The following is a 23,070-nucleotide window of genomic DNA, read 5'->3' as shown; positions in this document are numbered from 1 at the left end:
AAATTCCAACCTTCCGGTGTTAGCAGTAAGCTCGACCCGAAGTGGCGAGCGGTGCGCTCGACGACGGCGAAGGGAGCGGGACGACACGGTCGCAAACGCAGCAGCGATGGACAGGGGAGGAGACCATGGCTACAAAGAGCAAGAGGGGATTCGCGTCGATGGATCCCAATCGGCAGCGTGAGATCGCCAGCAAGGGCGGCCGGGCGGCGCACGCGAAGGGCACGGCGCACGAATGGTCGCGCGACGAGGCACGCAACGCCGGGCGGAAGGGGGGCGAGGTGGTGAGCCGCGATCGTGCCCACATGGCGGCGATCGGGAAGGAAGGGGGCGAGGCACGCGGGCGGTCCACGGCCCGTGCGCGCCAGAACGGCTTCACCGATCGCGAGTCCAGCGTCACGATGTCGCGCGAGTCGATGCCGTCGACGCCGCTCCACGGTGACCGGATGGGGGGGACGCTTCCTCGCCCCGAGGCGACGCGCTAGGGAGCGCGCGGGACTCCGGCTGGGGCGCCTGACGAGGGGGCGCCCAGCCAGCGCCGGATGTAGCGTGCCGTGTCCCACTTGTCCGAGGCTCGCTTGAGCGACATGGGGCGAATCACGCCCAGCACCGGACGATCGTAGAAGGGGCGGTCGAACTTCCCGAAGCACCACTGGATCCCGCCGTAACTGCTGGGGTCGCGGCCGTCCAGCGCGTACCTGTTGTTGAGGTGTATCAGCCACGCCAGCGCGTCGGCGTAGTGCGCGCTCCAGAGGATGAGGGTCTTTCCCCAGAGCATGCGCACCACGTTGTGCATGGCGCCGCTGAGCAGCAGCTCGCGCTGCGCGGCATTCCACAGGTCATCGTGCGTCGCGGCACGCTCGAAGGCCTGCAGCGCGTAGGTGGCCTCGCGCGCATCGCTGGCGTGCTTCGCCATCGTGCGATGCACCCACTCCGGGAGGCCGGCCAGCGTCCCGTACGCGGCGTTGCGCAGGCAGAAGTTGAGGGCGAGCTCGCGCCAGGTGACCAGCTCGTCGATGAACTTCTCGGCCTGCTCGGCGTGCGGGGTGGCGAGGACGGTGCGCGCCACCTCGGCGGCGGCGATCTGGCCGAAGTGCAGGTACGGGGAGAGCCGGCTCGACCCGTCGGGATCGTTCGGGTCGGCGCGGCGCTCGGCGTAGTCGGCGAGGGCGCCGTCGCAGAAGGCACGCAACCGGGCCCGGGCGGCGTCGCGGCCGCTGGTGAGGGAAACGGGGGGGACGGTATGGTCGATCTCGCAGGAGGCCATCTCGGCGGCCAGGTCGGCGCCGGCCAGGTCGAGCGGCTCGACCCCAAGCGTGTCGTGCAGCGACGCGGCGAGCGTTGGCGTCACCGCGCGGCGCGGGAGGCGTTCCTCGACCTCCTCCAGCGCCAGCGGGAGGAGCTGCCGCAGCTTGGGGCGGATGGTGCGCGCGGCGTACTCCTCCTTCCCGATTGCGCCTGACGGAACGACCGCGTGCGACTCGATGGCCACCACGCGGCAGTTCACGCGGTCGGCCAGTCGCGGGGTGCGTTCGGCGATGCCGCAGGTGGGGAAACGATCGGTGACCAGCAGCGCGGCGCGGGCCGCGAGGCGGTCCACCACGCGGCGATCGTCGTCGCGGCGGCGGCGCAGCACGAAGTGATAGTGCAGCCCCAGGGCGCCGGCTCGGGCCGCCAGCTCGCGGGCGTTGTGGAGGATGAAGCTGTGGATGCGGTCGTTGGCGTGCTCGTAGGTGGGATCCAACCCCTGATGGATGACGAGGGGCTTGTTGAGCCGGTCGGCCTCGAGAATCGCGAAACGCAGGGCCCAGTTCTCCTCGAAACGATGGGTGCTCTGCATCCAGTACAGGACGAACTCGCCCTCGGGTTGGGTGCGCTTGTCGTTGACGCGGGTGCCGCGCAGCGACAGCTGGTCCCGGACGTGCTGGCTGGTGAGGGCGTGAAGTGGCGAGGCCACGTGAAGCGAGCGGAATCGGGTGAGGGAGGGCGGGCGGCGCCGGGCGTGACACGATCGTTGCCGCGCGGTCACGACACGGTGTCAACGGTGGGCCAAGTTGCCGTTGTTCCAGAGGTTAACGGCGATCGGCTTGACTTTGGGGCCGATGGGGCTAGGTTTCCGTCGATCGCCGGCCCCGCCCACGCGGGGCCGCGTCGTTACGCCGGAGTGCGACCGTCGTCAACTGGGTGGCGCAATCCTGGCAGAACGGGGCTGTAGCTCAGCTGGGAGAGCGCTGCAATCGCACTGCAGAGGTCAGGGGTTCGATCCCCCTCAGCTCCATAGACGCCGGCGCAGGCCGGCCGCAGCACATGGCGGGAGACCGCCGCAGGGTGACTAGCCAGCCGTTGTCCGGTAGGACGCAGAGTTCCAATGGCAACGTGCTTGGCGAGCCCTGACGGATGGGCCAGCAGACGGTGGGGCCACTGACGAGAGTCGGTGGCCTTTCGTGTTGCAGGGGGGTCAGGGGGTGAAGACGGCGACGTCCTGTCGGAGCGCCCCGAAGGTCTCGAGGAGGAATCGGTTCTCCTCGGCTTCCGACCGTCCGGCGAAGTCGCCGAAGGCGGTGGAGCCCAGCCCGCCCAGCCAGCGCATGATCGCGCTCTCCTTCACCGCCGTGCGAACCTGGCGCACGCTCATCGCCTGGTTTCCCAGGTCGTCGCGAACGGCCAGCCGCAATTCGCTGCCGCGCCCCTCGAATGGAGAGCGGAGGGGGCTCTTGATGAGGCGATCGGTGGCGAGGGGGAAGTGCCACTCGGGTTCGCGGCGGAATCGCATCATCCATGCGCGCTCGTGCTCGCCGCGTTCGATGGTGAAGTCGCCGACGAGGTTCGAGAAGCCGACCCGGAACATCATGAACTTCGCGGAGAAGTCGAGGCGCACCCGGAGCGAGTCTTCCATGGCCCGCGGCGGTCCGGCGAGCGTGACGAGGTGCCCCCCCCGCGCGCGCAGCCGGGCGACGGCCTTGCCGCGGTCGAGGACGAGGTCGACGACCTGCGCTCCCGTCCGATCCATGAGCTGCACGCGCGCCTCGGTCGGCATGACGTACTTGTCGATGTAGGCGGCGAAGTACGGGTAGCGGCGCCGCAGCGAATCGGGGGTGAAGCTCAGGTGCAACGCGAACGCCGTCGACCCGTCGGCGAGCGGCGTGGAGCGGAGCGAGTCGAGGGCGAAGAGCTGTCCCAGGTGCCGGCCGGTGCGCGGAAAGGTGGCGCGCGCATCGGCGAGGAGGGCGGGCCCCGTGCGCCGCTCGAAGGCCGTGAACAGGGTGCCTAACGCGCGGGCCACCTGGGGGGCGCGCACCGGGCCGATGCCGTGATCGACGTGGGTGATCCACTCGTACCGGTCGCGTCCAAGGCGGGTGAGCTGCATGAAGTGCCGCTCGTCGCCGAGGCGCACGGGGTAGGGAGCGGCGGGGCGTGACGAGAAGAGGTACCCCTTCTCGGTGAGCTCGGCGTGGAGATAGAGGGCCCGCACCGAGTCGGGCGCCATTGCCGACCAGATGCTGGAGTCGTCGAAGATGCGCGACGGGGCGAGGGCGGCGTTCGCCATCCTGGGGCGCGCGGCGGCGAAGCGCGGGTCGCGCTGAACGTTGTAGAACCGGAAGGCGAAGCCGGCAAAGACGTTGTCGGCATTCCGCTTGGCCGCGTCGAGCGAGGGGCCCCATGCGGGAACAGCGTCTCGACAGGCTCCGATGGCGAGCGTGGCGAAGAGTGCGAGGGAGCGGAGGCGCGGCATGAAGCGGAGTCTGGGGACGGCAGGCAGGGGTTGCCCGGCGTGTCGTTATCCGGGTATTTTCTCCTACGCTGCGGGCCAGACGGAAGGTCCCCCGGCGTTTGCACTGCCCCTTGGTGTAACTGGCAACACGTCTGACTCTGGATCAGAAGAGTCCTGGTTCGAGCCCAGGAGGGGCAACTGGAAGGGCTGCGGCGCCTTACGGCACCGCAGCCCTTCGTCTTTGCCAGGGCCACCGGGAGGAAAGCGTGCGGGCCCATGGACGGGCTCCGGTCGCTCAACCTGCCGCCGGCATCCGCGCCTCCACGTAGGCGACGCATCCCGCGAGCGTGGCCACCTGCGGGTAATCCTCCTCGGGTACCTCGACGCCGAGCTCCTGGTGTACGCCGATCAGGAAGTTCAGGAAGTCGACCGAGTCGAGGTCGACCTGTTCGCGGAGCGGACGCGCGGGATCGATCGAGGCCGGGTCGGCCTCGGGTGCGATGCGGCGCAGGGCGCGGAGAATCGCCTCGCGGATGTCGTTCGTGCTCACAGGGCCTCCGGCGCCTGGAGGCGGCGGGCGAGCTCGGCGAGGAAGCGCGCGCCGTAGTGCCCGTCGGTGGCGCGATGGTCGGCGGAGAGGGTGGCGGTGACGACGGGGCGAACGCCGAGGAATCCGCCGGAGGCCCATGGCCGCTCCGAGATGCGGCCGAAGCCGACGAGGGCGACCTGCGGCGGATAGATCACCCCAAAGAGGAGTTGCACTCCCTCGTCGCCGAGGTTCGAGACGGTGATGGTGGCGTCGGTCATCTCGGACCCGCGCAGCCCGCCACCGCGGGCGCGCTGCACCAGGTCGCCTAACGCTGCCATCAGCGCCGCGGGCGACAGGTGATCGACGTCGTGAATGGCCGGGGCGATGAGCCCCCCGCCGCGGAGCGAGATCGCCACCCCGAGGTGGACCCCGCCACCGGCGCGGAAGGCACCCTCGGTCCACCAGCCGTTGAGCGACGGGTACTCGAGCAGGGCGAGGGCGACCGCCTTGAGCAGGAGGGCGGCAGGGAGGATGCGCTGGGTGATGGGGCGCTGCGCATTCGTCTCCTCGAGCCAGTCGAGCGCCGCCGACATGTCGATGTCGGTGCCGAGGTAGTAGTGCGGAATCTCGCGCTTCGAGCGTGAGACGGCGGCGGCGACGGCCTGGCGCATGGCGTCGGCGGCCGTGCGCGTCGGCACGGGAGGCACGGGAGGCACGGGAGGCGCGAGAGGCACGGGAGGCGCGAGAGGCACGGGAGGCGCGGGGAGCGCGGTGGCGGCGGGCGCGGCCGCCATGGCGCGCTCCACGTCCTCCTTCGTGATGGCGCCGCCCGGGCCGGTGCCGGCGATGGTGGAGATGTCGATTCCCGCCTCCTCGGCGATGCGACGGGCCAGTGGGGAAGTTCGGATGCGCGTGCGGCGTGGCGTCGCGGGAACCGGCGCCGGCGCGGGGACGGGGGCGGCGGGCGCGGGGACGGCGGCGGGTGCCGCCGGCGCCGGCGCTGCAGCTGGCGGCGGTGGGACGGCGGCGGGCACCGCCGGCGCCGGCGTTGTAGCTGGCGGCGATGGAATGGCGGCGGGCGCCGCGGCCTCCGGTGAGGTGACGGCCGGTGCTGCCGGAGACACGTCGCCACCAGCAGCACGCAGCCGCGCGAGCACCGTCCCCACCGGGACCCTGGTCCCCTTCGCCACGACCAGTTCGTCCACGACGCCGCCGATGCCCGCCTCGACCTCGAAGACCCCCTTCTCGGTCTCGACCTCGACGATGACGTCGCCCTTGGCGACCGTGTCGCCAGGCGCAACGCGCCAGCCGACCACGGTCCCGAATTGCATGTCGGCACCGAGCGAGGGCATGCGGAACTCGCTCGGGGGGGGAGCGCCACTCGGCGCAATCGTCGTAGCGGCCTTCATGCTGGCGCGGCGCCCCTGACGCCGCCCATGAGGGAGAGCGCCGCCGCGACGATCCCGGCGACTTGCGGGAGCGCCGCCTGCTCGAGATGGCGCGGATACGGCATGGGGACCTCGACCCCGCACACCCGCGCGACGGGGGCGTCGAGGTCGTAGAACGCCCCCTCCATGAGACGTGCACTCACCTCCGCGGCAAGGCTCCCGCTGCGCCATTCCTCGTCCACGACGACGGCGCGATGGATGCGTCGCGCGGAGTCGAGGATCGTGGCGTCGTCGAGCGGGCGCAGCGTCCGCAAGTCGACGACCTCGGCGCTGACCCCAACTGCGGAAAGCTGCTCGGCGGCCTCGAGGGTCCGGGGGAGCATCCCCCCGAAGGTGATGAGCGAGACGTCGCTCCCGGGACGGCGCACGGCCGCCCGGTCGAGGGAGACGGCGCCGGCGTCGTCGGCGAGCTCCCCCTCCATCGCATACAGTCCCGCGTGCTCGAAAACGATCACCGGGTCGGGGGACTGGAGCGCCGTCGGGAGCATCCCGCGCGCATCCTCGAGCGTTGCCGGGGCGACGACGCGGAGCCCCGGAACGTGGGCGAACCATCCCTCCAGGGCGTGCGAGTGCTGCGCCGCCACCTGCCGCCCAGCGCCGGTGGGGATCCGGATCACGACGGGGACGTTGAACTGCCCCCCCGACATGTGCAGGAGCGTGGCGGCGGTGTTGACGATCTGGTCGAGCGCGAGGAGGGAGAAGTTGACGGTCATGATCTCGACGATGGGGCGCATCCCGCCGAGCGCCGCGCCGATCCCCATCCCCACGAAGGCCAGCTCGGAGAGCGGGGTGTCCCGGATCCGCTCGGGGCCGAACTCGTCCAGCAACCCCTTGCTCACGGCGTAGCAGCCGCCATACCGCCCGACGTCCTCGCCCATGAGGAAGACCCGTTCGTCGGCGACCATGGCCGCGCGGATGGCCTGGCGCACCGCCTCGCGATAGGTGGTGATCATGCGCCCCCTCCCGCCTCGCGCATCACGTGCCGGGTCAGCGTCTCGGCGGGCTCCCACGTCCCCGCCTCGGCGAAGGCGACGGCGTCGTCGACCTCCTGGCTCACCCGGGCCTCCATCTCGGCGCGCTGCGTGTCGTCGAGCGCCCCGCGCCGGCGCACGGTCGCGTCGTACGTCTCGATGGGGCAGCGCTTCTTCCACTCCTCCACCTCGGTGCGCTCGCGGTACAGCTCGGGGTCGAACATCGAGTGCGCGCGAAAGCGATAGGTGCGGCATTCGAGGAAGTACGGCCCCTCGCCGGCGCGGATCGCCTCGCAGGCGCCGCGCGCCGCATGCGCGACCGCCTCCACGTCCATGCCGTCCACATCCCACGAGGGGACGCGATGCGCCGACGCCTTGAGCGCGAGGTTCGACTCGGCGTGGGAGCGCGCCAGCGCCGTCCCCATGGCGTAGAGGTTGTTCTCGCAGACGAACAGGACGGGGAGTCGCCAGAGGGCGGCCAGGTTGAGCGTCTCGTGAAAGACCCCTTCGGCGACCGCGCCATCGCCGAAGAAGCAGGCGGTGACACGCGCGACGTGCCGCATCCGGTCGGCCAGCGCGAGCCCGGCCGCCAGCGGCAATCCTCCGCCGACGATGGCGTTCCCGCCGTAGAAGCGCGTGGCGGCGTCGAACAGGTGCATCGAGCCGCCCCGTCCGCCGCTGCACCCCTCGCGCTTGCCGTACATCTCGGCCATGATCGCCCGCGCGCTGACGCCGCGCACGAGGGCGTGGCCGTGCTCGCGGTAGGTCGCGACGACGGCGTCTGCCGGCGTGAGCGCCTGCATGACGCCGACGGCGACGGCCTCCTCACCGATGTAGAGGTGGAGGAAGCCGCGGATCTTCTCCTCCTTGTACAGGTCGGCGCAGCGTTCCTCGAAGCGGCGGATGCGGAGCATCTCCTCGAGGAGGTGCCGGGCGTGCGCGCCGTTCGCGACGGCGAAGGATTCGACGGCAGCCGTGGTGCCGCCAGGCGCAACGGTCATCGGGACGTCCCCTCCAGCGTGGACAGGTCGCCCTCGGGGAGCCCGAGCTCGCGCGCGCGCAGGAGCCGGCGCATGATCTTGCCGCTGCGCGTGCGGGGGAGCGACTCGGCGAAGGCGATCTCCTTGGGCGCGACCGCGGCCCCCAGGCGCCTGCGGGCGAAGCCGAGCAGCTCGAGGCGCAGCTCGTCGGACGGAGCAACACCGTCCTTCAGGCAGACGAAGGCCTTCACCAGCTCGCCCGCCGTCGGGTCCGGCTTGCCGATCACTGCGGCCTCGGCGACGGCGGGGTGCTCGAGGAGCGAGCTTTCCACCTCGAACGGGCCGATGAGGTGGCCCGACGACTTGATCACGTCGTCGGAGCGTCCGATGAACCAGAAGTATCCGTCGTCGTCCTGCCGCGCGAGGTCGCCCGTGAGGTACCATCCGCCGGCGAAGCACCTGCGATAGCGTTCTGCCTCGCCCAGGTACGCGCGGAACATCGAGGGCCACCCGGGACGAAGGGCGAGTTCGCCCTCGGTGCCGGCGGATTGCAGCTGGACGCTCCCGTCATCGGCACGCCGGACGATGGCGGCGTCGACCCCGGGGAGGGGGCGCCCCATGGAACCGGGGCGGATGTCCATGGACCGGAAGTTCGCGATCATGATCCCCCCGGTCTCGGTCTGCCACCAGTTGTCGTGAATGGGGAGGCCGAGGACGTCGCGTCCCCAGACGACCGCCTCCGGGTTGAGCGGCTCGCCGACGCTGGCCACGAAGCGCAGGTGTGACAGGTCGTAGCGCCGGGCAAGTTCCGGCCCCGCCTTCATCAGCATGCGGATGGCGGTGGGCGCGGTATACCAGACGGTGACGCGCTCGTCCTGCAGCGTGGCGTACCAACGTGCGGGGTCGAAGTCGCCCTCGTCCACGATGCTGGTCACGCCGATGGAGAGGGGGGCGACGATGCCGTACGACGTCCCGGTGACCCATCCGGGGTCGGCGGTGCACCAGAAGGTGTCGCCGGGGCGGAGGTCGAGCGCGAGGCGCCCGGTGATGTGGTGCGCGACGACCGCGCCGTGGACATGCAGGGCGCCCTTGGGCGTCCCGGTCGTCCCGCTCGTGAAGTGCACCACCGCCGGGTCGTCGTCGCGCGTCGGCGCGATCTCGAAGTCCTCGCTGCTGGCCGCCATCAGCTCGTCGAACCGATGCGCGCCCTGGGGGAGGGCGTCCACATCAGGGCCGATGATGATCACGTGACGCAGCGACGAGAGGGCATCGCGAATCGGCGCCACCTTCCGCTGGTACAGTTCCCTGGTCGTCACGAGGACGCTCCCGGCACCGATCGTGAGCCGCATGCGGACGGGTTCCGGACCAAATGCGGAGAACAGCGGGCAGAAGACGCAGCCGTTCTTCCAGCTGCCGAGGGCGGCGACGTACAGTTCGGGGATGCGGTCGGCGAGAACGAAGACGCGCTCGCCCTTCGCGATGCCGAGCGAGCGCAGGACGTTGGCGAAGCGGCTGCTGAGGCGTGCGAGCTGGGCGTAGCTGATGTCCCGGCGCTCGCCGTGCCGGCCGATCCACCGGATGGCGATGCGGCCGGCGTGGGGGGCGATGGCGTGACGGTCGACGGCTTCGTGCGCGATGTTGAGTCCGGCGCCGCTGGGGAGCCCGTCGAGCTCGGCGCGCGCCGCGTCCCATGAGAATGTGGCGCGCGCCGAGTCGTAGTCCGTCATCACCGGCGCCGGCTCAGGCGATTGTGTCTTCCGGATGATGGTGCCGGAGAGCTCCAGGACGAGCGGAACAGGCATGCGCCTCCGCGATCGCTAGCGACCAACCTGACCGGCAATGTGTGGTTTGCGCGGACGGGGTGCTGTCGGGGGGGCGGTCGTCGGGCGTCGGGCGCTTCCTGATGAGGCTGATCAAGAGGGGGAATCCCCCGGAACGCTGAGGTGCTCCCCTATCGATGGTGTCACCGGCAAGCGGTAGCGTGATGGCGCGTCGGCAGGACGAGAAACCTGCGACGGATGCTTTCCCGCGAGACATCGTCGGAAGGCAGCGTGCCAGTCGTTCGGTGCTGACACGCAGGTTGTGAGGTCGCTGGACACAACTGAAGCTCCGTGATCACGGAGCACCTGCATTCGTCTCGTCGAGTGTGGGGAAGGTCGTGAACCAGGTCGAGCGCAGGGCAGTTCTCAACAGCTGTGAGGCGCACGGCACCGAATCGCAGAACACGACCGCCAGCGGACGTAAACCCCTGCAGATGGCAGCAATGCCCCTGCAGGGGTTTGCATATCTTACGGGCATGACGCCGGCCTCCCGGTCCCTGGTTCGTCGTGCGGAAGTGCTGCGTGCGCAGATTCGTCATCACGACGAGCTCTACTACCAACGGAACCGCCCGTCGATCTCCGACGCGGCATACGACCGATTGGTCCATGAGCTTCGGCTGCTCGAGGAGCGTCACCCGGAGCTGGTCACCCCGGAGTCGCCGACCCAGCGTGTGGCCGGGCGCGCGGCGGGACCGTTCGCGAGCCTTCGCCATGCGGCACCAATGCTGAGTCTCGAGGCCACGCGCGACCAGGCCACGGTGGCGTCGTTCGTCACGCGGATCGCCAAGGGGAGCGGGGCGAGAGGCGACGTGCTCCTCGAACCAAAGCTCGATGGCCTGTCGGTGGAGGTCGTCTATCGGGGGGGAGTGCTGGCGCGCGCCGCCACGCGCGGCGACGGTGTCGTTGGCGAGGATGTGACGGCCAACGTACGCACCGTCGCGTCCATCCCGCCCAGGCTCCGCGGAGCTCGAGCCAAGGCCCCGGCGATGCTCTCCATCCGTGGCGAGATGCTGATGTCTCGTTCCGCCTTTTCCCGGATGAACCGCGACCTGCTGGCGCGCGGCGAGGAGCCGTTTGCCAATCCGCGGAACGCGGCGGCCGGATCGCTTCGCCAGCTCGACCCGGCGGTGACGGCGCGCCGGCCATTGCGATTCGTGGCGTACGAGGTGTTGGCGTCGCGCGGGGCGTCGCTGGCCACCGACGAGGAGGCACTCACCGCGCTCCGCCGCTGGGGATTCACGATCCCCGACGCCGTCGAGCGCGCCCGCACCGTGGAAGAGATCGCGCGCTATCACCGAAAGCTCGGAGCGCGTCGTGAGCGGCTCGACTACGAGATCGACGGTATCGTCCTGAAGGCGAACGCGCTGGAGGGGCGCCGCCGGCTGGGGGAGACGAGTCACCACCCGCGCTGGGCGCTGGCGTGGAAGTTCGAGCCACGGGCCGAGTCGACCATCGTCGACGACATCGTCTTTCAGGTGGGGCGGACCGGGGTGCTCACGCCGGTGGCACTGCTTCGCCCGGTGGACGTGGGTGGTGTCACGGTGTCGCGCGCGACGCTGCACAACCTCACCGAGCTGGCACGTCGCGACGTCCAGGTGGGAGACCGGGTGCGCGTCCATCGCGCGGGCGACGTCATTCCCGAGATCGTCGAGCGCCGACGTGGAGCGCGTCGGCACCGGGCGCGAGTGCCATCCAAGTGTCCTGCCTGCCGATCACGGCTGGCGCGCCAGGGACCGTTCTTGCGGTGCGACAACCGATGGGAGTGCCCGGCGCAGCTCATCGGCGCACTGCGCCTGCTGGCGCGGGACGAGGCGTTCTCCATCACCGGATTGGGCGAGGAGGTGGCGCGTCGATTGGTGGACGCCGGGCTGGTGCGTCGCGTCCCCGACCTCTTCACCCTGACGGCGGACGATTTCCGTGGCCTGCCGGGATTCGCCACGAAGTCGTCCGCGAACCTGGCGGGTGAGGTGGCGCGGGCGCAGCGGGTGGACCTGCCGCATTTCCTCGTTGGACTTGGCCTTCCCGGCGTGGGACGCGCTTCGGCGCGCGCGTTGGCTGATGCGTTCGGGACGTTGGCGGCGCTCCGGCGCGCGAGCGTGGCGGAGCTCGATGCGGTGCGAGACGTGGGACCGGTGGAGGCGGCGACGATCCACGCGGCGCTGAACGAGCGACGTACCAGGGCGCTCCTGGACGGCTTTCTGGGTGCGGGAGTCCGCGTGCGCCCCGCGCGGGAGGCACGCGCGGGGCGTGCGGGCGTGCTGGCGGGACGCCGGATCGCCTTCACGGGGACGTTGCCGTCGCTCTCGCGCTCGGAGGCGTCGCGCCTGGCGGAGGCGGCGGGGGGCGAGGTGACGGCGAGCGTGAGCCGCGCCTTGGACTACCTGGTGGCCGGGGCCGCGCCCGGTACGAAGATGGAGAAGGCTCGGCGCGCCGGGGTGCGCATCCTCGACGAGCGAGGCTTCCGGCGCCTGGTGGCGGGGAAGCGGGCGCAGCGGCGTGCGCCGGGTGCCTAACGGGGGGCACCTGTCGCAGTGCCGGCGGCTATCGCGCGGGCGAACGGCGGGGCTTCGACGCGCGCCGCCGGCCGAGCAGGTGGAGCAGTTGCCGGAGCGTGCGGGCGTTGGCGACGTTCGCGCGGTCGATCCATCCCCGCCTCGCCTGGTCCACTCCCCAGCGCATGAACTGCAGTTCTTCGATCGAATGCGCGTCGGTGCTGATGACGAGGGTGGCGCCGAGTTCCTGCGCGCGACGGGCGGCGACGTCGTCCAGGTCGAGGCGTTCGGGCTGGGCGTTGATCTCCATGAGGACGCCTTCGCTCGCCGCGACTCGGCAGATCTCGTCCAGGCCGAGCTGGGCGCCGCGCCGCCCGCCCACGAGGCGACCGGTCGGGTGGGCGAGGACATGGACGAACGGGTGCTGCAGCGCCCGGACGACACGCGCGGTCTGGCGCTCGGCCGGAAGGTTGAGCGACGAGTGGAGCGAGACGAGGACGACGTCGAGTCGCTCGAGGGTGTCGTCGTCGAGGTCGAGCGATCCGTCGGCGTGGATGTCGACCTCGGCTCCCTTGAGGACGATCAGCTTGCGGAGGCGCGCATTCAGGCGATCGATGCGGCGCATCTGGCGGAGGAAGCCGCCGCGGTCCAGTCCCCCGGCGACGCGCACCGTGGGGGTGTGGTCGGTGATGGCGAGGTATTCGTATCCCATCGCCTCGGCGGCCTCGGCCATCTGGTCGAGTGAGTCGCGGCCGTCGCTGTCGGTGGAGTGCGACTGCAGGTCGCCGCGCATGTCGTCGATCGTGACCAGCCGTGGGAGCTCGTGCTGCTGCGCGGCCTCGATTTCGCCGCGGTCCTCGCGCAGTTCGGGGGGGATGAACGGGAGCTTGACGGCGCGGAAGACGTCCCGCTCGTCGCGCCCCCCGATGCGGCGCGCCCCCTTGAAGACGCCGTACTCGTTGATCTTGAGCCCGCGACCGCGTCCCATGGCGCGCACGGCGATGTTGTGCGCCTTGGATCCCGTGAAGTAGTGCATCGCGGCCCCGTACGACTGCGGCGGGAGGACGCGCAGGTCGACGTGGAGCCCTCCCGACAGCTGCACCGCCGCCCGCGTGGTGCCCCTGGCGAGGACCCGTTGCACCTGGGGATAGCCCAGGAAGTGCTGGACGGCGGCGCGATCGTCCTCGCTCTCGACCAGGAGGTCGAGGTCGCCCACCGTCTCGCGGCACCGGCGGAAGCTGCCGGCCAGTTCGGCGCGGGTCACCATGCCGGCCGCGCGCATGTACGCGACGAGGGGCTCGCCATATTGCGCGGCCCGGGCGCGCAGCCAGCGTTGCTCCTTGATGGTCGTGGTGGCGAGCTCCTCGAGGATTCGCGCCTCGGTCCTCGCGCCAAAGCCCGGGAGCGTGCGTACGCGCCCGGCCCGCGCCGCGCGCTCGAGGCCCGCGAGCGAGCGGACACCAAGGCGTTCGCTGAGGATGCGTGCCTTGCGTGGGCCGATGCCGGGGACGTGGAGGAGCTCCGTGGCGCCGGGCGGGGCCTGTCGGGACAGTTCGCCAAGGAGCGCGAGCTTCCCGCTCTGCGCGATCTCCTCGATCTTGCCGGCCAGGTCGTCGCCAATGCCCGGGAGCTCGCGCAGCTGGGCGGGCGCCTGGAGCGCCATCGCGGCGATGGACTGCGGCGATTCCTCGACCACCCTCGCGGCGTTGAGGTACGCGCGGACCCGGAAGGGATTGGCGCTGGAGAGCTCGAGCAGCTCTGCCACTTCGCGGAAGATGCGGGCGATTTCCGTGTTGGCGGGGCCGGCCGTCGGTGCAGCGGGCTTTCGCGAGCGCGCGGGCATGGCCTGACGTTGGAGGTGGTCGTTCGACCGGGCAAGGGAAGCGGGCGGGGCATGCGCTCGCCGGCTACAAGCGTGGTCATTGCCGAAGCGGACCGGACCCGCTACCTTACATGAAGCGACACGTGCGCCCCGGCGCACGGACAAGTTCCGACTGACCAGGGGCCTGCCAATGCGAGCAGGCCCTTTCGCGTTCTGTAGAGCCGCCGGTCGGCGGCACCTCGCGCGAGGGATATCGCGCAGACGTTGTTGTCGGCTGGTGATCTGCCCGTTCGTGGGCCAGTGCTCCGACCACAGCACATTTTCAGGAGCATGACCATGCGTACGACAGGCACCGTGAAGTGGTTCAATGACGCCAAGGGCTTCGGTTTCGTGACCCCGTCCAGCGGAGAGAAGGACTGCTTCGTGCACCACTCGGCCATCCAGGGGAGCGGCTTCAAGTCGCTGACCGAAGGCGAGTCGGTGGAATTCGACATCGTTCAGGGGCAGAAGGGGCCGGCGGCGGAGAACGTGACGCGCCTCGGGCGCTAGTTCCATCGTCGTGCGCGGCATCGGGGGGATGCGTTTGTCCCCGCCGATGCCGCGTCGATGTCCGGCATTCCTGCGCCCGAGAGGAGAGCACATGAAGGAAGAAGCGATCGAGTTCGAGGGATCCGTCTCAGAAGTCCTGCCCAGCGCCATGTTCCGAGTGGACCTGGAGAACGGTCATCAGTTGCTGGCCACGACCGCGGGCAAGATGCGGAAGTTCCGCATCCGGATCCTCGCCGGGGATCGCGTGACGGTGGAGGTGTCGCCGTACGACCTGACCCGTGGACGCATCACGTTCCGTCACAAGTGAGGACCACCGCATGACGATTCCCGACCGTATCACCGCGAATTGGATCTCCACGTTGTCCAACGATCAGCTGCAGGACGCCGAGCGGGCGCTGCACGACCAGTTCAGCGTGGCGGAGTCGGCGGAAAAGGAGCGGCGCGGCGCCGCGTTCAGCATGATGCGCGGACCGGAGCAGCTGACGCAGGCGTGGCTGCGCTGGAGCATGGTGTGCAACGCGACGCGCGACCGAGGCCTGCGGACGTCGTACCGGCGGTAGCTACCCGGCAGGGCAAGGCGTGACAGGGCGGGACGGGGGGCAGTGCGACGCATTGCGCCCGGTTCCGCCGCTTCGCATACTGGGTGCTCCCCACGCCGCCCGCATGGATTCTCGGGTTTGTCAGCAGTCGGGCCGCCTGCGTCTCGGGGGCCCGGAGCGCCATGTATCGCGCGTCGTCGAGTGCCTCGCGCTGGTCGTGGCGCTCGGATGCGGTGGCGCCGCCGCGCCCGCCGCGCCGCGCCCGGCGTCTCCCGTCTTGAGCGACGTGCGCGTGGAGCTCTCGGCGCTCACCCTGGTGGTTGGAGCGTCGGGGACCGCGTCGGCGTCCGGGGTCGACCAGTTCGGGATGCCGATCGTGCTGTCCACGATCGAGTGGAGCACCGGGACGCCGAGCGTGGCGACGGTCTCCGCCGCCGGCGTGCTGACCGCCCTCTCGTCCGGGCAGACGCAGGTGGTCGCGACGGTTGGCGGCAAGATCGGGCGTGCCACCCTGACAGTGCTCGACGTTCCGGTCTCGTCGGTGACGATTGCCCCCAGCCTCGCGACGCTCCTGCCGGGGGCCAGCACGCAGCTGGTGGCGACCGTTCTCGACGTCAGCGGCCGTCCAGTGGCGGGTCGGGCGATGACCTGGGGCAGCGCGGACTCGTCGAAGGTCATCGTCACGCCAGGCGGCGTGATCACGGGTGTGGCGACTGGGACGACGAACGTCACGGTGTCGGTGGGGGGGAAGAGCGCGACCGCCATCGTTTCAGTGGCTGCCCCGGGGGAGCCGGCGACGATCGAGATCTCGGCGCGGACGGTGCGTCTCGTGGTCGGCGACACGCTGCAATTGGCGGCAACGGTGCGTGACGCCGAGGGGCATGTGCTGACCGGACACGACGTCACCTGGAGCATGAGCGTCGCCGCGGGACAGGGGGTGGCGACCCTGTCGGGCGCGGGGGTGGTGCGCGCGGTGTCGGCCGGGACCGTGGTGGTGGAGGCGGAGAGCGAGGGGCAGCGCGGTGCGCTGGCCATCGTGGTGCGGGACAACGTGGACGAGAGCATCGTGGTGACCTTCGCCAACCCCGTGCCCAATGAGCTCATTGGCGATACCCTGCGCGTGGTCGCCGGAGTGCGCTCGGAACGAGCGCTGCGGAGTGTCGTCGCGGAGGTGGATGGAACGCGATATCCGCTGGAGCTCACGCCGACCAACCGGTCGGGTGTCCTGTGGGTGTCACTGATCGACGTCATGTTCCAGAAGTACGGGCCCTACGTGCTGACCGTGATCGCCACCGACGAGACGGGAGCCATTGGGCTTGCCGCGATCACGTATCAGCGCGACACGCGCATTGGCGAGGTTGGCGGCAAGCTCCCTCCCAGGAACAAGTAGGGTAGGGCGCCGAGGCGCTGGGGCGCTGGGGCGCTGGGTGGTTGGACGCGGGCTTCCTCGCGGGCGCGCGCGGCGCCAGCTTGCACGCCTGCGCCCGTCGTGGGCACGAGGCCACATCCCACCCGCTCCCTGCCGCATGAAGCCCTGCGATTGCACGAGACACCACGTCAGCCGCCGCATCGTCCTCACCGGTGGGCCCGGCGCCGGGAAGACGGCGGTGCTCGAGCTCATCCGCCTCTTCTTCTGCGTGCACGTGAAGACGCTGAAGGAGTCGGCGGGAATCGTCTTCGGCGGGGGCTTTCCTCGCAACACGCGTTGGGAGCTGCGTCAGGCCGGGCAGCGCGCCATCTACCATGTACAGCGCGCGCTGGAGTCGACAGCCGAGTTGGAGGAGACGGCCGTGGTCCTGTGTGATCGCGGGACGGTGGACGGGGCAGCGTACTGGGAGGGGCCGGGGACGCTGTGGTCTGCCGTGGGGACGACGCTCGAGGCGGAGATCGAGCGCTACCACGCGGTAATCCACCTGCGCACGCCCACCGAGCCCGATGCGTATGGCCAGGAGAACCCGTTGCGCATCGAGACACTCCCGGAGGCGGCGGAAATCGATGCCCGCATCGCGGAGAGCTGGTCGACGCATCCGCGGCGCTATGTGGTGGAGGCGACCCCCGATTTCCTGACCAAGGCGGCCCGGGCGCTGGAGATCCTGCGCACCGAGGTCCCCGAGTGCTGTCGCCACCACGTGAAGCCGTTCCTCTGGAGCGTGCCCGTCCAGCCTGCGGGGGAATGAGGCGAATCGGGTGCGTCGTGGGGCGAGCGGCGATGCGCGTCGCGCGTTAGGCGCGTCCCTCCTCGTGGCACCGGGGGGGCTGTCGGGAGTACAACCCGTGGGGCGAGGGTGCGAGATTTCGCTGCGGGCGCCGACACCTCGCCGCCTTGTCGTCCCCGAACTCGCATGCCGTGATGCCGTCTCGCGAACATACCTTCCTTCCTGACGTGGTTGCCTCGGCTGCCCTGGCTGCCGCGACCGCCCCCGTTTCCCCCGCGGCCCCGGCCGCTCGGTTCGCACGCCGCGTGCTTGCCGTCTGCGCCCCCCTCCTCCTGCTCGTGCCGGGAGACCCTGCGTGGGGCCAGCAGCAGCAGGGGCGTGGAAGCGATACGGCGTCGGCGGACAGTGGCGGGCGCGGTGCGCGAACGCCTTCCAAGGGCGCAGCCGCGAAGGGTGCAGCCGCGAAGGGCGCGGCGACGAAGGGCGCGGCGACGAAGGGCGCGGCGACGAAGGGCGCGGCGACGAAGGGCGCGGCGACCAAGGGCGCGGCGACGAAAGGCGGGTCGACGAAGGGCACGGCGGTGCGCCGGGATTCGACGCGCGGTGACAGCACGCGTCGTGCGCGCCCCTCCGGCGCAATGGGGCGGCACGCCGGCGACCGCCACCTGGCCTATCGGGACACGGGGAGCGACCTGGACTCGCTCTGGCCGCCGAAGATGCCTGCGCCGCTCCCCGGGGCGATCCTTCCCGACCGGCGGATCATCGCCTTCTACGGCAACCCCCTGTCACGCCGGATGGGGATTCTCGGCGAGTTCGATCCCGAGGACATGCTGCGCAAGCTGGATGCCGAGGTCGCGGAGTGGAAGCGGCTCGACCCTACGCGTCCCGTACAGCCGGCGTTGCACCTGATTGCCGTCGTGGCGCAGGGGAGCGCGGGGAGCGATGGCAAGTATCGCGCGCGCATGGACAGCACGCTCATCGAGAAGGTGTACGGCTGGGCGCGAAGCCGGAACGCCATCCTGTTCCTCGACGTGCAAGTGGGGCTGAGCACGTTGCAGGCGGAGCTCCCGCGGCTCGAGCGCTTCCTGAAGCGCCCCGACGTCCACCTGGGGATCGACCCCGAGTTCTCGATGAAGAACGGGGGGCTCCCGGGAAAGAAGATCGGGACATACGATGCCTCGGACATCAACTACGCGTCGCGCTTCCTGGCCGGGATCGTGGACCAGTACAAGCTCCCCCCCAAGGTCCTGGTCGTCCATCGCTTCACCCAGCGGGGCGTGACGAACTACCGCAACATCACCCTCGATCCGCGGGTGCAGATCGTGATGCACATGGACGGCTTCGGGGCGCCCTGGCTCAAGCGCGATTCGTACTACGCGTACGTGAAGAAGGAGCCGGTGCAGTTCGTCGGCTGGAAGCAGTTCACCAAGCTGCGCAACGACTCGCCGCCGACCACCAAGCAGGAGATCCTGCGGCTGTGGCCGGTGCCGATCTACATCCAGTACCAGTAGGGGACGGGTCGGGGGGCTAGCGCCCCCCGACCCGGAACGAGAGGCCCGTGTAGAGGGCCCAGACACCGTTCTTCGCGGACTCCTTGACCTGGCCGAGTTCGAAGTCGGCCACCGTCGAGACGCCGAAGCCGTAGCGCACCCCTCCCGTCAGCACCAACGGCCCGAGGTCGAAGTCGAGCCCCCCGCCCACGATGCCGCCCACGTCGACGGTGTGGGTGCTCACGCCCGGGAGGTCGTTGCAGTCGGCCGAGCTCCCCTTGACGCTGCAATCGAGCTGGAAGCCCAGGTACGGGCCGGCATACACATGCGGTCGCATGCCGAGCTCGCGGCTGAGCGAGAGGCGCAGGAGGACGGGGATCTCCAGGTAGTCGAGCTTGAGCCCCTGGGCGCCGGTGGTGGTCCCCTTGGCGCCCTTGCTCACCGCCAGGACCTCGGGCTGCCAGGCCAGGGTTCCGCCCGAGGTCACGAACGACAGTCCGCCCAGCAGTCCCGTGCGGCTGTCGAGGCCATCGATGCCGCGCAGCGTCGAGAAGGTGGCGCCGACGATCGCTCCCACCTGCCCACCCTGCGCCTGTGCGACGTGGATGGGGGCGAAGAGCGCGCCCAGGACGAGTGTGCCGCTGATCACCTGCCGATGGATACCCATGCGCAACGTCTCCGTTGGAGTGTGCGGACGGTCACTGCGGATGCGCCTTGGCGCGCGCCCGGGCCACGATCTCCCGTACCTCGCGCAGCAGGGTGGGGCCGTGGTAGGTGAAGCCGTCTCGTATCGTCCACTCGACACCGCCGGTCCTGACGATCTCTCCGTTCCGGACGGCATCGGTGCCGGTCGGGTAGAGTACCTTGAGGTCCTCCAGCGGGTTCCCGTTCACGATGATGAGATCGGCGAGCCACCCCGGCCGCACGCGGCCGATCTCGCTGTCCTTGCCCAGCACCTTGGCGCCGTTGCTGGTGGCCTGCTGGATGATCTTGAGCGCGGGGAAGCCGGCTTCCTGGTGCAGTTCCAGCGACCGGATGAATCCCCAGCCGTACATCTGGTAGATGAAGCCGGCGTCGTCGCCCACGGCGATCGTCCCGCCCATGCGGTCGAAGTCGCGCAACGCGCGGAACCAGATCTGGTAGTTCTCCTTCCAGTACGCCTCGTCGACCGAAGTCCACCCGATGAAGTACGAGCCGTGGTTCAGCGGGTTGGGCTTGAAGTACTCCTCGAGCGTCGGATGGAGGTAGTCCGCATACCAGGGGGTCGTCTGCGCCCGTTGCAGGTCGCGGCTCGCCTCGTAGATGTTGAGGGTCGGAACCCAGGCGACGTTGGCCTTCACCAGCCCGGCGAGCACGTCCGCGAGCTTCGACGGGTCGGCCTCGCGCCACAGGCGTCCTGCATAACGAAAGCGGTGCACTTCGTCCGAATAGTTGAACTCGGGCGGGAACGACTGGACGCCATCGGGGATCGCCGCGTCGGGGATCCCGTACCAGTGCTCGATGCTCGTCGTTCCGAACTTGATGTCGTCCCACGCATTCGTCTCCTCGACCGCGGCGTGGTGCGCGACGCGCAGTCCCACCTTGTGCGCTTCGTCGAGCATCGCCTCCATCACGTCGCGCTTGGTGCCGAGGATCTTGATCCCGTCGGCCCCCATCGCCTTGAACGCCTGCACCTTGGCCCGCGCCTCGGCCGGCGTGTTGGGGACGGGAGGCATGTTGAACATCGGGTAGTGGAAGATGCGCGGTCCTTCCATCTGCCCGGCATTGATGCGGTCGCGCATCGGGATCGTCTTGCGCGAATCGCTCCCGACGTCGCGTACGCTGGTGATCCCCGCGGCGAGCCAGATCTTGAGCTCGTACTCCTGCTCCTGCGGTGTTCCGCCTCGTTCGTCCTGCACGTGGGCGTGCGCGTTCACGAAGCCGGGGAGGACGTACTTCCCCCTGGCGTCGATCTCCACGCCGCCGGTGGGACGGTTGTTGCGCGCGCCGATCGCGCTCTGGATCGCGTCCGCCCCGGAGGGGACGATCTGCGAGATGCGGTTGTTGTCGATGACGATGTCGTATGGGCCGGAAGCGGGCGTCCCCATGCCGTCGATGACGAGGGCGTTGCGGATGATGAGCCGCGCCGCGCGCTTGCCGTGAATGGCGGGGGCCTGCGCCGTCAGGGGGGAGGACAGGGCGAAGAGGGTGGCGCCGACGGCGATCGCCGCGACGGCGGCGACGGTGCGTGCGAGGGGGCGAGCGGTTCCTTGTGGCATGGGGTGGGAGTGTGGGGACTGGTACTGAACTGCGGGCAGCGGTTGCCAGGGTGCGTGAGACGCGGGCGGCCAGCGCACGACTGGTTCACGGCCGGCGAGCGTCGGCGAGCGTCGGCGAGCGTCGGCGAGCGTCGGCGAGCGTCGGCGAGCGTCGGCGAGCGTCGGCGAGCGCCGGCGAGATGTCGTGTGGCGAGAGGGACGTGCGAGTGATGTGCGAGAGCCGGGCGAGGGAAGCGCGTGCGAGGAGCCGGGGCGAGGGGCCGAGGCGTGGGAGGCTCAGGCCGGATCGACCCGCGCCGTGGCATAGATCAGCCCCGTCCCCGGCTCCGGGTAGGCGCGCCAGTGCAGTCGGACGTACCTCCCGTCCTTGCGCTGATAGCGATTGGTGAAGGCGAGGGTGGGGGTGCCGTCGGCCAGCCGGCCTACCTCGGCGACAGTGGCGTCCCTGTCGTCGGGATGAATGAAGTCGAGGAAGGGGCGGTTGGTGAGTTCGGCGACCGTGTAACCGAGCGACCGTTCGAATGCCGGGTTGACCACGATGAAGCGCGCGTCGGTGCCGGCGAGGCACATGAGGTCCACGCCGTAGATGAAGAAGCGTTCGAAGTCGACGATGGCATGCTCGCCGGTCGCGGCGAGTGCGATGCTCACGCCGCACGATGGGCAGTAGTTGGCGGCCTTGGGGAGCTGGTGCGCACAGCGCGGGCATTGCCTCGACACGTCGACCTCCCATCGGGGGGGACCTCGAAACCTCCGCTTCGTGCAGGCGGGGCGCAAGGCGGTACGATGCCGACGCGGGGGCGACCGAGCCGGCCACGCGGGACAAGCGCCGTCAAATGCCGGCGTCGCCTCCATCCTTGCCTGGCGAAGCGCACGGGCGAGATTGGCTTGCATGCCCCATCCTCTCTCCCCGCGATCGGCGCTCCGACGCCTGCTTGCCCCGCGTCGTCGCCGCTTCTGCTCCCCGCTCGGGATTGGCGTCGCCCTGCTTGCGATGGCGTGCAGAGGGGGCGAGGCGCCGCGCGTCGCCGACACCACGTCAATGCCAGCTGCGACTCCGTATCCGCACGCCAGCGAACCCATCGGGACGGTGCGCCAGAGCTACGACGGTGCGCTCAGCCCGGAGATGGCGGTCAACACCTTCCGCAACATCGACCGCCTCTTTCCCACGCGCATCATCGCGCGAGGCTCCGCGCCGCGTGTGCTGCCCGTGTCGGAGCGGCCGCTGGAAGCGCTCCGATTCACCGACGCTGGCAGGGCGTACGACCTGGACGATTACCTTCGCCTCAATCGCGTGGCGGCCATGCTCGTCCTCGCGGACGGCAAGGTGGCGCTGGAGCGCTACCAGTACGGCAACACGGAGCGTACGCGATGGATGTCGATGTCGGTGGCCAAGTCGATCACGTCGACGCTGATCGGTGCGGCCATCCACGACGGCCACATCCGAAGCCTGGACGACTCCGTCACGCGGTACGTGCCGGCGCTCGAGGGGAGCGCATACGCAGGGGTCAGCGTCCGCGATGTCCTGATGATGGCGTCGGGGGTGAAGTGGGACGAGACGTACACCGACTCGAGCTCCGACCGGCGGCACCTGCTGGAAGCGCAGGTCGCGCAGCGCGCCGGGGGCGCGATGGCGGTGATGGCCAAACTGCCGAGAGCAGCGGCGCCAGGGACACGGAACAACTACAGCACCGGCGAGACGCAGGTGGCGGGGGAGATCGTCCGCGGCGCAGTGGGGCAGCCGTTGGCGGCGTACCTGTCCGAGAAGATCTGGCAGCCGATGGGGATGGAGGCGGACGCGAAGTGGTGGCTCGACTCGCCCGACGGGATGGAGATCGGTGGGAGCGGGATCAGCGCGACGTTGCGCGACTACGGGCGGTTCGGGTTGTTCGTGCTCGACGACGGCGTGGTCGATGGCGCGCGCGTGCTTCCCGAGGGGTGGGTGCGCGAGGCGGGGAGCCCGAAGGTGCTGAAGGGCGGGGCGCCGCTGCCCTATGGCTACATGTGGTGGCCGTCGGAGACCGAGGCGGGGCGGCGTGACGGTGCCTTCTCGGCGCAGGGGATCCACGGGCAGTACGTGTACATCAATCCCGCGGCGAAGGTCGTGATCGTGGTGTGGGGGGCGCGGCCGCACCCCACCCAGGGGGCGGTGGTCGACGACATGGTGGTGTTCGAGGCGGTGGTGGAAGCGGTGCGATAGGCGGAGTGGTGTGGCCGGCGGGAGGGCGTGATCGGGCCCGCCGCGCCGGCGTGGGTGCGCGATTGCCGGTCATGCAGCTGGCGGAGAAGCAGACGGGCGCCCCCCCGGTA

General features: G+C 70.2%; 18 protein-coding genes, 2 tRNA genes and 2 pseudogenes. 11 read left to right on the top strand and 11 right to left on the bottom strand.

The genetic code is table 11. The annotated features are described in order from the left end of the window. Positions 1-125 precede the first annotated feature (125 nt). Positions 126-332 (top strand): annotated as a pseudogene (locus ABS52_08815) (stress-induced bacterial acidophilic repeat motif family protein). Positions 333-478: 146 nt separating this feature from the next. Here ABS52_08815 and ABS52_08810 read toward each other — a convergent pair. After that, positions 479-1,906, bottom strand: a complete 1,428-nt coding sequence (locus ABS52_08810; GenBank protein ODT03594.1) for a hypothetical protein — start codon at positions 1,904-1,906, stop codon at positions 479-481. 296 nt (positions 1,907-2,202) lie between these two features. Between ABS52_08810 and ABS52_08805 the strand changes: the two genes are divergently transcribed. Beyond that, positions 2,203-2,275, top strand: a tRNA-Ala gene (locus ABS52_08805). Positions 2,276-2,455: 180 nt separating this feature from the next. On the opposite strand, the gene ABS52_08800 is transcribed toward ABS52_08805, so the two are convergent. Next, positions 2,456-3,730: a hypothetical protein gene (locus tag ABS52_08800; protein ID ODT03552.1), complete on the bottom strand. Its 1,275-nt coding sequence runs from the start codon at positions 3,728-3,730 to the stop codon at positions 2,456-2,458. 104 nt (positions 3,731-3,834) lie between these two features. On the opposite strand from ABS52_08800, the gene ABS52_08795 reads away from it, so the two are divergent. After that, positions 3,835-3,907: transfer RNA gene (locus ABS52_08795), tRNA-Gln, on the top strand. Positions 3,908-4,004: 97 nt separating this feature from the next. On the opposite strand, the gene ABS52_08790 is transcribed toward ABS52_08795, so the two are convergent. Genes ABS52_08790 through ABS52_08770 form a run of 5 tightly spaced genes read right to left on the bottom strand, consistent with a single transcriptional unit; the run spans position 4,005 to position 9,439 of the window. Further along, positions 4,005-4,259 carry a hypothetical protein gene (locus tag ABS52_08790; protein ODT03551.1) on the bottom strand — a complete coding sequence of 85 codons (255 nt, stop codon included), beginning with the start codon at positions 4,257-4,259 and terminating at the stop codon, positions 4,005-4,007. Further along, a complete protein-coding gene (locus tag ABS52_08785) occupies positions 4,256-5,590 on the bottom strand; it encodes a hypothetical protein (GenBank protein ID ODT03550.1) in 1,335 nt (444 codons plus the stop codon). The genes ABS52_08790 and ABS52_08785 overlap by 4 nt, the downstream gene beginning before the upstream one ends. A 53-nt stretch (positions 5,591-5,643) precedes the next feature. After that, the gene (locus tag ABS52_08780) at positions 5,644-6,639 is read right to left on the bottom strand and encodes a pyruvate dehydrogenase (GenBank protein ID ODT03549.1); all 996 of its coding nucleotides are present in this window, start codon (positions 6,637-6,639) and stop codon (positions 5,644-5,646) included. Further along, on the bottom strand, positions 6,636-7,658 hold the full coding sequence (locus ABS52_08775) for a pyruvate dehydrogenase (acetyl-transferring) E1 component subunit alpha (protein ID ODT03548.1): 1,023 nt from the start codon (positions 7,656-7,658) through the stop codon (positions 6,636-6,638). The genes ABS52_08780 and ABS52_08775 overlap by 4 nt, the downstream gene beginning before the upstream one ends. Further along, complete coding sequence (locus ABS52_08770) at positions 7,655-9,439, bottom strand: acetate--CoA ligase (protein ODT03547.1); 1,785 nt, start codon at positions 9,437-9,439, stop codon at positions 7,655-7,657. Before ABS52_08770 ends, ABS52_08775 begins: the two co-directional genes overlap by 4 nt. Before the next feature lie 494 nt (positions 9,440-9,933). Here ABS52_08770 and ABS52_08765 point away from each other — a divergent pair, with 494 nt between their 5' ends. Continuing rightward, complete coding sequence (locus ABS52_08765) at positions 9,934-11,970, top strand: hypothetical protein (GenBank protein ID ODT03546.1); 2,037 nt, start codon at positions 9,934-9,936, stop codon at positions 11,968-11,970. 28 nt (positions 11,971-11,998) lie between these two features. Here the strand turns inward: ABS52_08765 and ABS52_08760 are convergent, their stop codons facing one another. Then, positions 11,999-13,792: a hypothetical protein gene (locus ABS52_08760; protein ODT03545.1), complete on the bottom strand. Its 1,794-nt coding sequence runs from the start codon at positions 13,790-13,792 to the stop codon at positions 11,999-12,001. A 315-nt stretch (positions 13,793-14,107) separates the two neighbouring features. On the opposite strand from ABS52_08760, the gene ABS52_08755 reads away from it, so the two are divergent. The 6 genes and pseudogenes from ABS52_08755 to ABS52_08730 all read left to right on the top strand — a co-directional run bounded on the left by ABS52_08755 (position 14,108) and on the right by ABS52_08730 (position 18,526). Next, positions 14,108-14,320, top strand: a complete 213-nt coding sequence (locus tag ABS52_08755) for a cold-shock protein (protein ID ODT03593.1) — start codon at positions 14,108-14,110, stop codon at positions 14,318-14,320. A gap of 91 nt (positions 14,321-14,411) precedes the next feature. Beyond that, a complete protein-coding gene (locus ABS52_08750; GenBank protein ID ODT03544.1) occupies positions 14,412-14,627 on the top strand; it encodes a translation initiation factor IF-1 in 216 nt (71 codons plus the stop codon). Between the two features lie 10 nt (positions 14,628-14,637). After that, positions 14,638-14,880, top strand: coding sequence for a hypothetical protein (locus ABS52_08745; GenBank protein ODT03543.1), 243 nt, complete (start codon positions 14,638-14,640; stop codon positions 14,878-14,880). Positions 14,881-15,076: 196 nt separating this feature from the next. Beyond that, positions 15,077-16,249 carry a hypothetical protein gene (locus tag ABS52_08740; protein ODT03542.1) on the top strand — a complete coding sequence of 391 codons (1,173 nt, stop codon included), beginning with the start codon at positions 15,077-15,079 and terminating at the stop codon, positions 16,247-16,249. Between the two features lie 136 nt (positions 16,250-16,385). Further along, the gene (locus ABS52_08735; protein ODT03541.1) at positions 16,386-17,036 is read left to right on the top strand and encodes a hypothetical protein; all 651 of its coding nucleotides are present in this window, start codon (positions 16,386-16,388) and stop codon (positions 17,034-17,036) included. A gap of 590 nt (positions 17,037-17,626) precedes the next feature. After that, a pseudogene (locus tag ABS52_08730) lies at positions 17,627-18,526 on the top strand (hypothetical protein). Between the two features lie 16 nt (positions 18,527-18,542). Here ABS52_08730 and ABS52_08725 read toward each other — a convergent pair. From ABS52_08725 to ABS52_08715, 3 genes are all read right to left on the bottom strand, one after another. Continuing rightward, positions 18,543-19,172: a hypothetical protein gene (locus ABS52_08725; GenBank protein ID ODT03540.1), complete on the bottom strand. Its 630-nt coding sequence runs from the start codon at positions 19,170-19,172 to the stop codon at positions 18,543-18,545. Positions 19,173-19,203: 31 nt separating this feature from the next. Then, positions 19,204-20,763 carry an amidohydrolase gene (locus ABS52_08720; protein ODT03539.1) on the bottom strand — a complete coding sequence of 520 codons (1,560 nt, stop codon included), beginning with the start codon at positions 20,761-20,763 and terminating at the stop codon, positions 19,204-19,206. A gap of 276 nt (positions 20,764-21,039) precedes the next feature. Beyond that, positions 21,040-21,411, bottom strand: a complete 372-nt coding sequence (locus ABS52_08715) for a hypothetical protein (GenBank protein ID ODT03538.1) — start codon at positions 21,409-21,411, stop codon at positions 21,040-21,042. Between the two features lie 391 nt (positions 21,412-21,802). Here ABS52_08715 and ABS52_08710 point away from each other — a divergent pair, with 391 nt between their 5' ends. Further along, a complete protein-coding gene (locus ABS52_08710) occupies positions 21,803-22,960 on the top strand; it encodes a serine hydrolase (protein ID ODT03537.1) in 1,158 nt (385 codons plus the stop codon). Positions 22,961-23,070: the final 110 nt, after the last annotated feature.

Source organism: Gemmatimonadetes bacterium SCN 70-22, assembly GCA_001724275.1.
Lineage (GTDB): Bacteria > Gemmatimonadota > Gemmatimonadetes > Gemmatimonadales > Gemmatimonadaceae > SCN-70-22.
The sequence above is the reverse complement of the archived record's forward strand: the minus strand, read 5'-3'. Positions and strand labels throughout refer to the sequence as shown.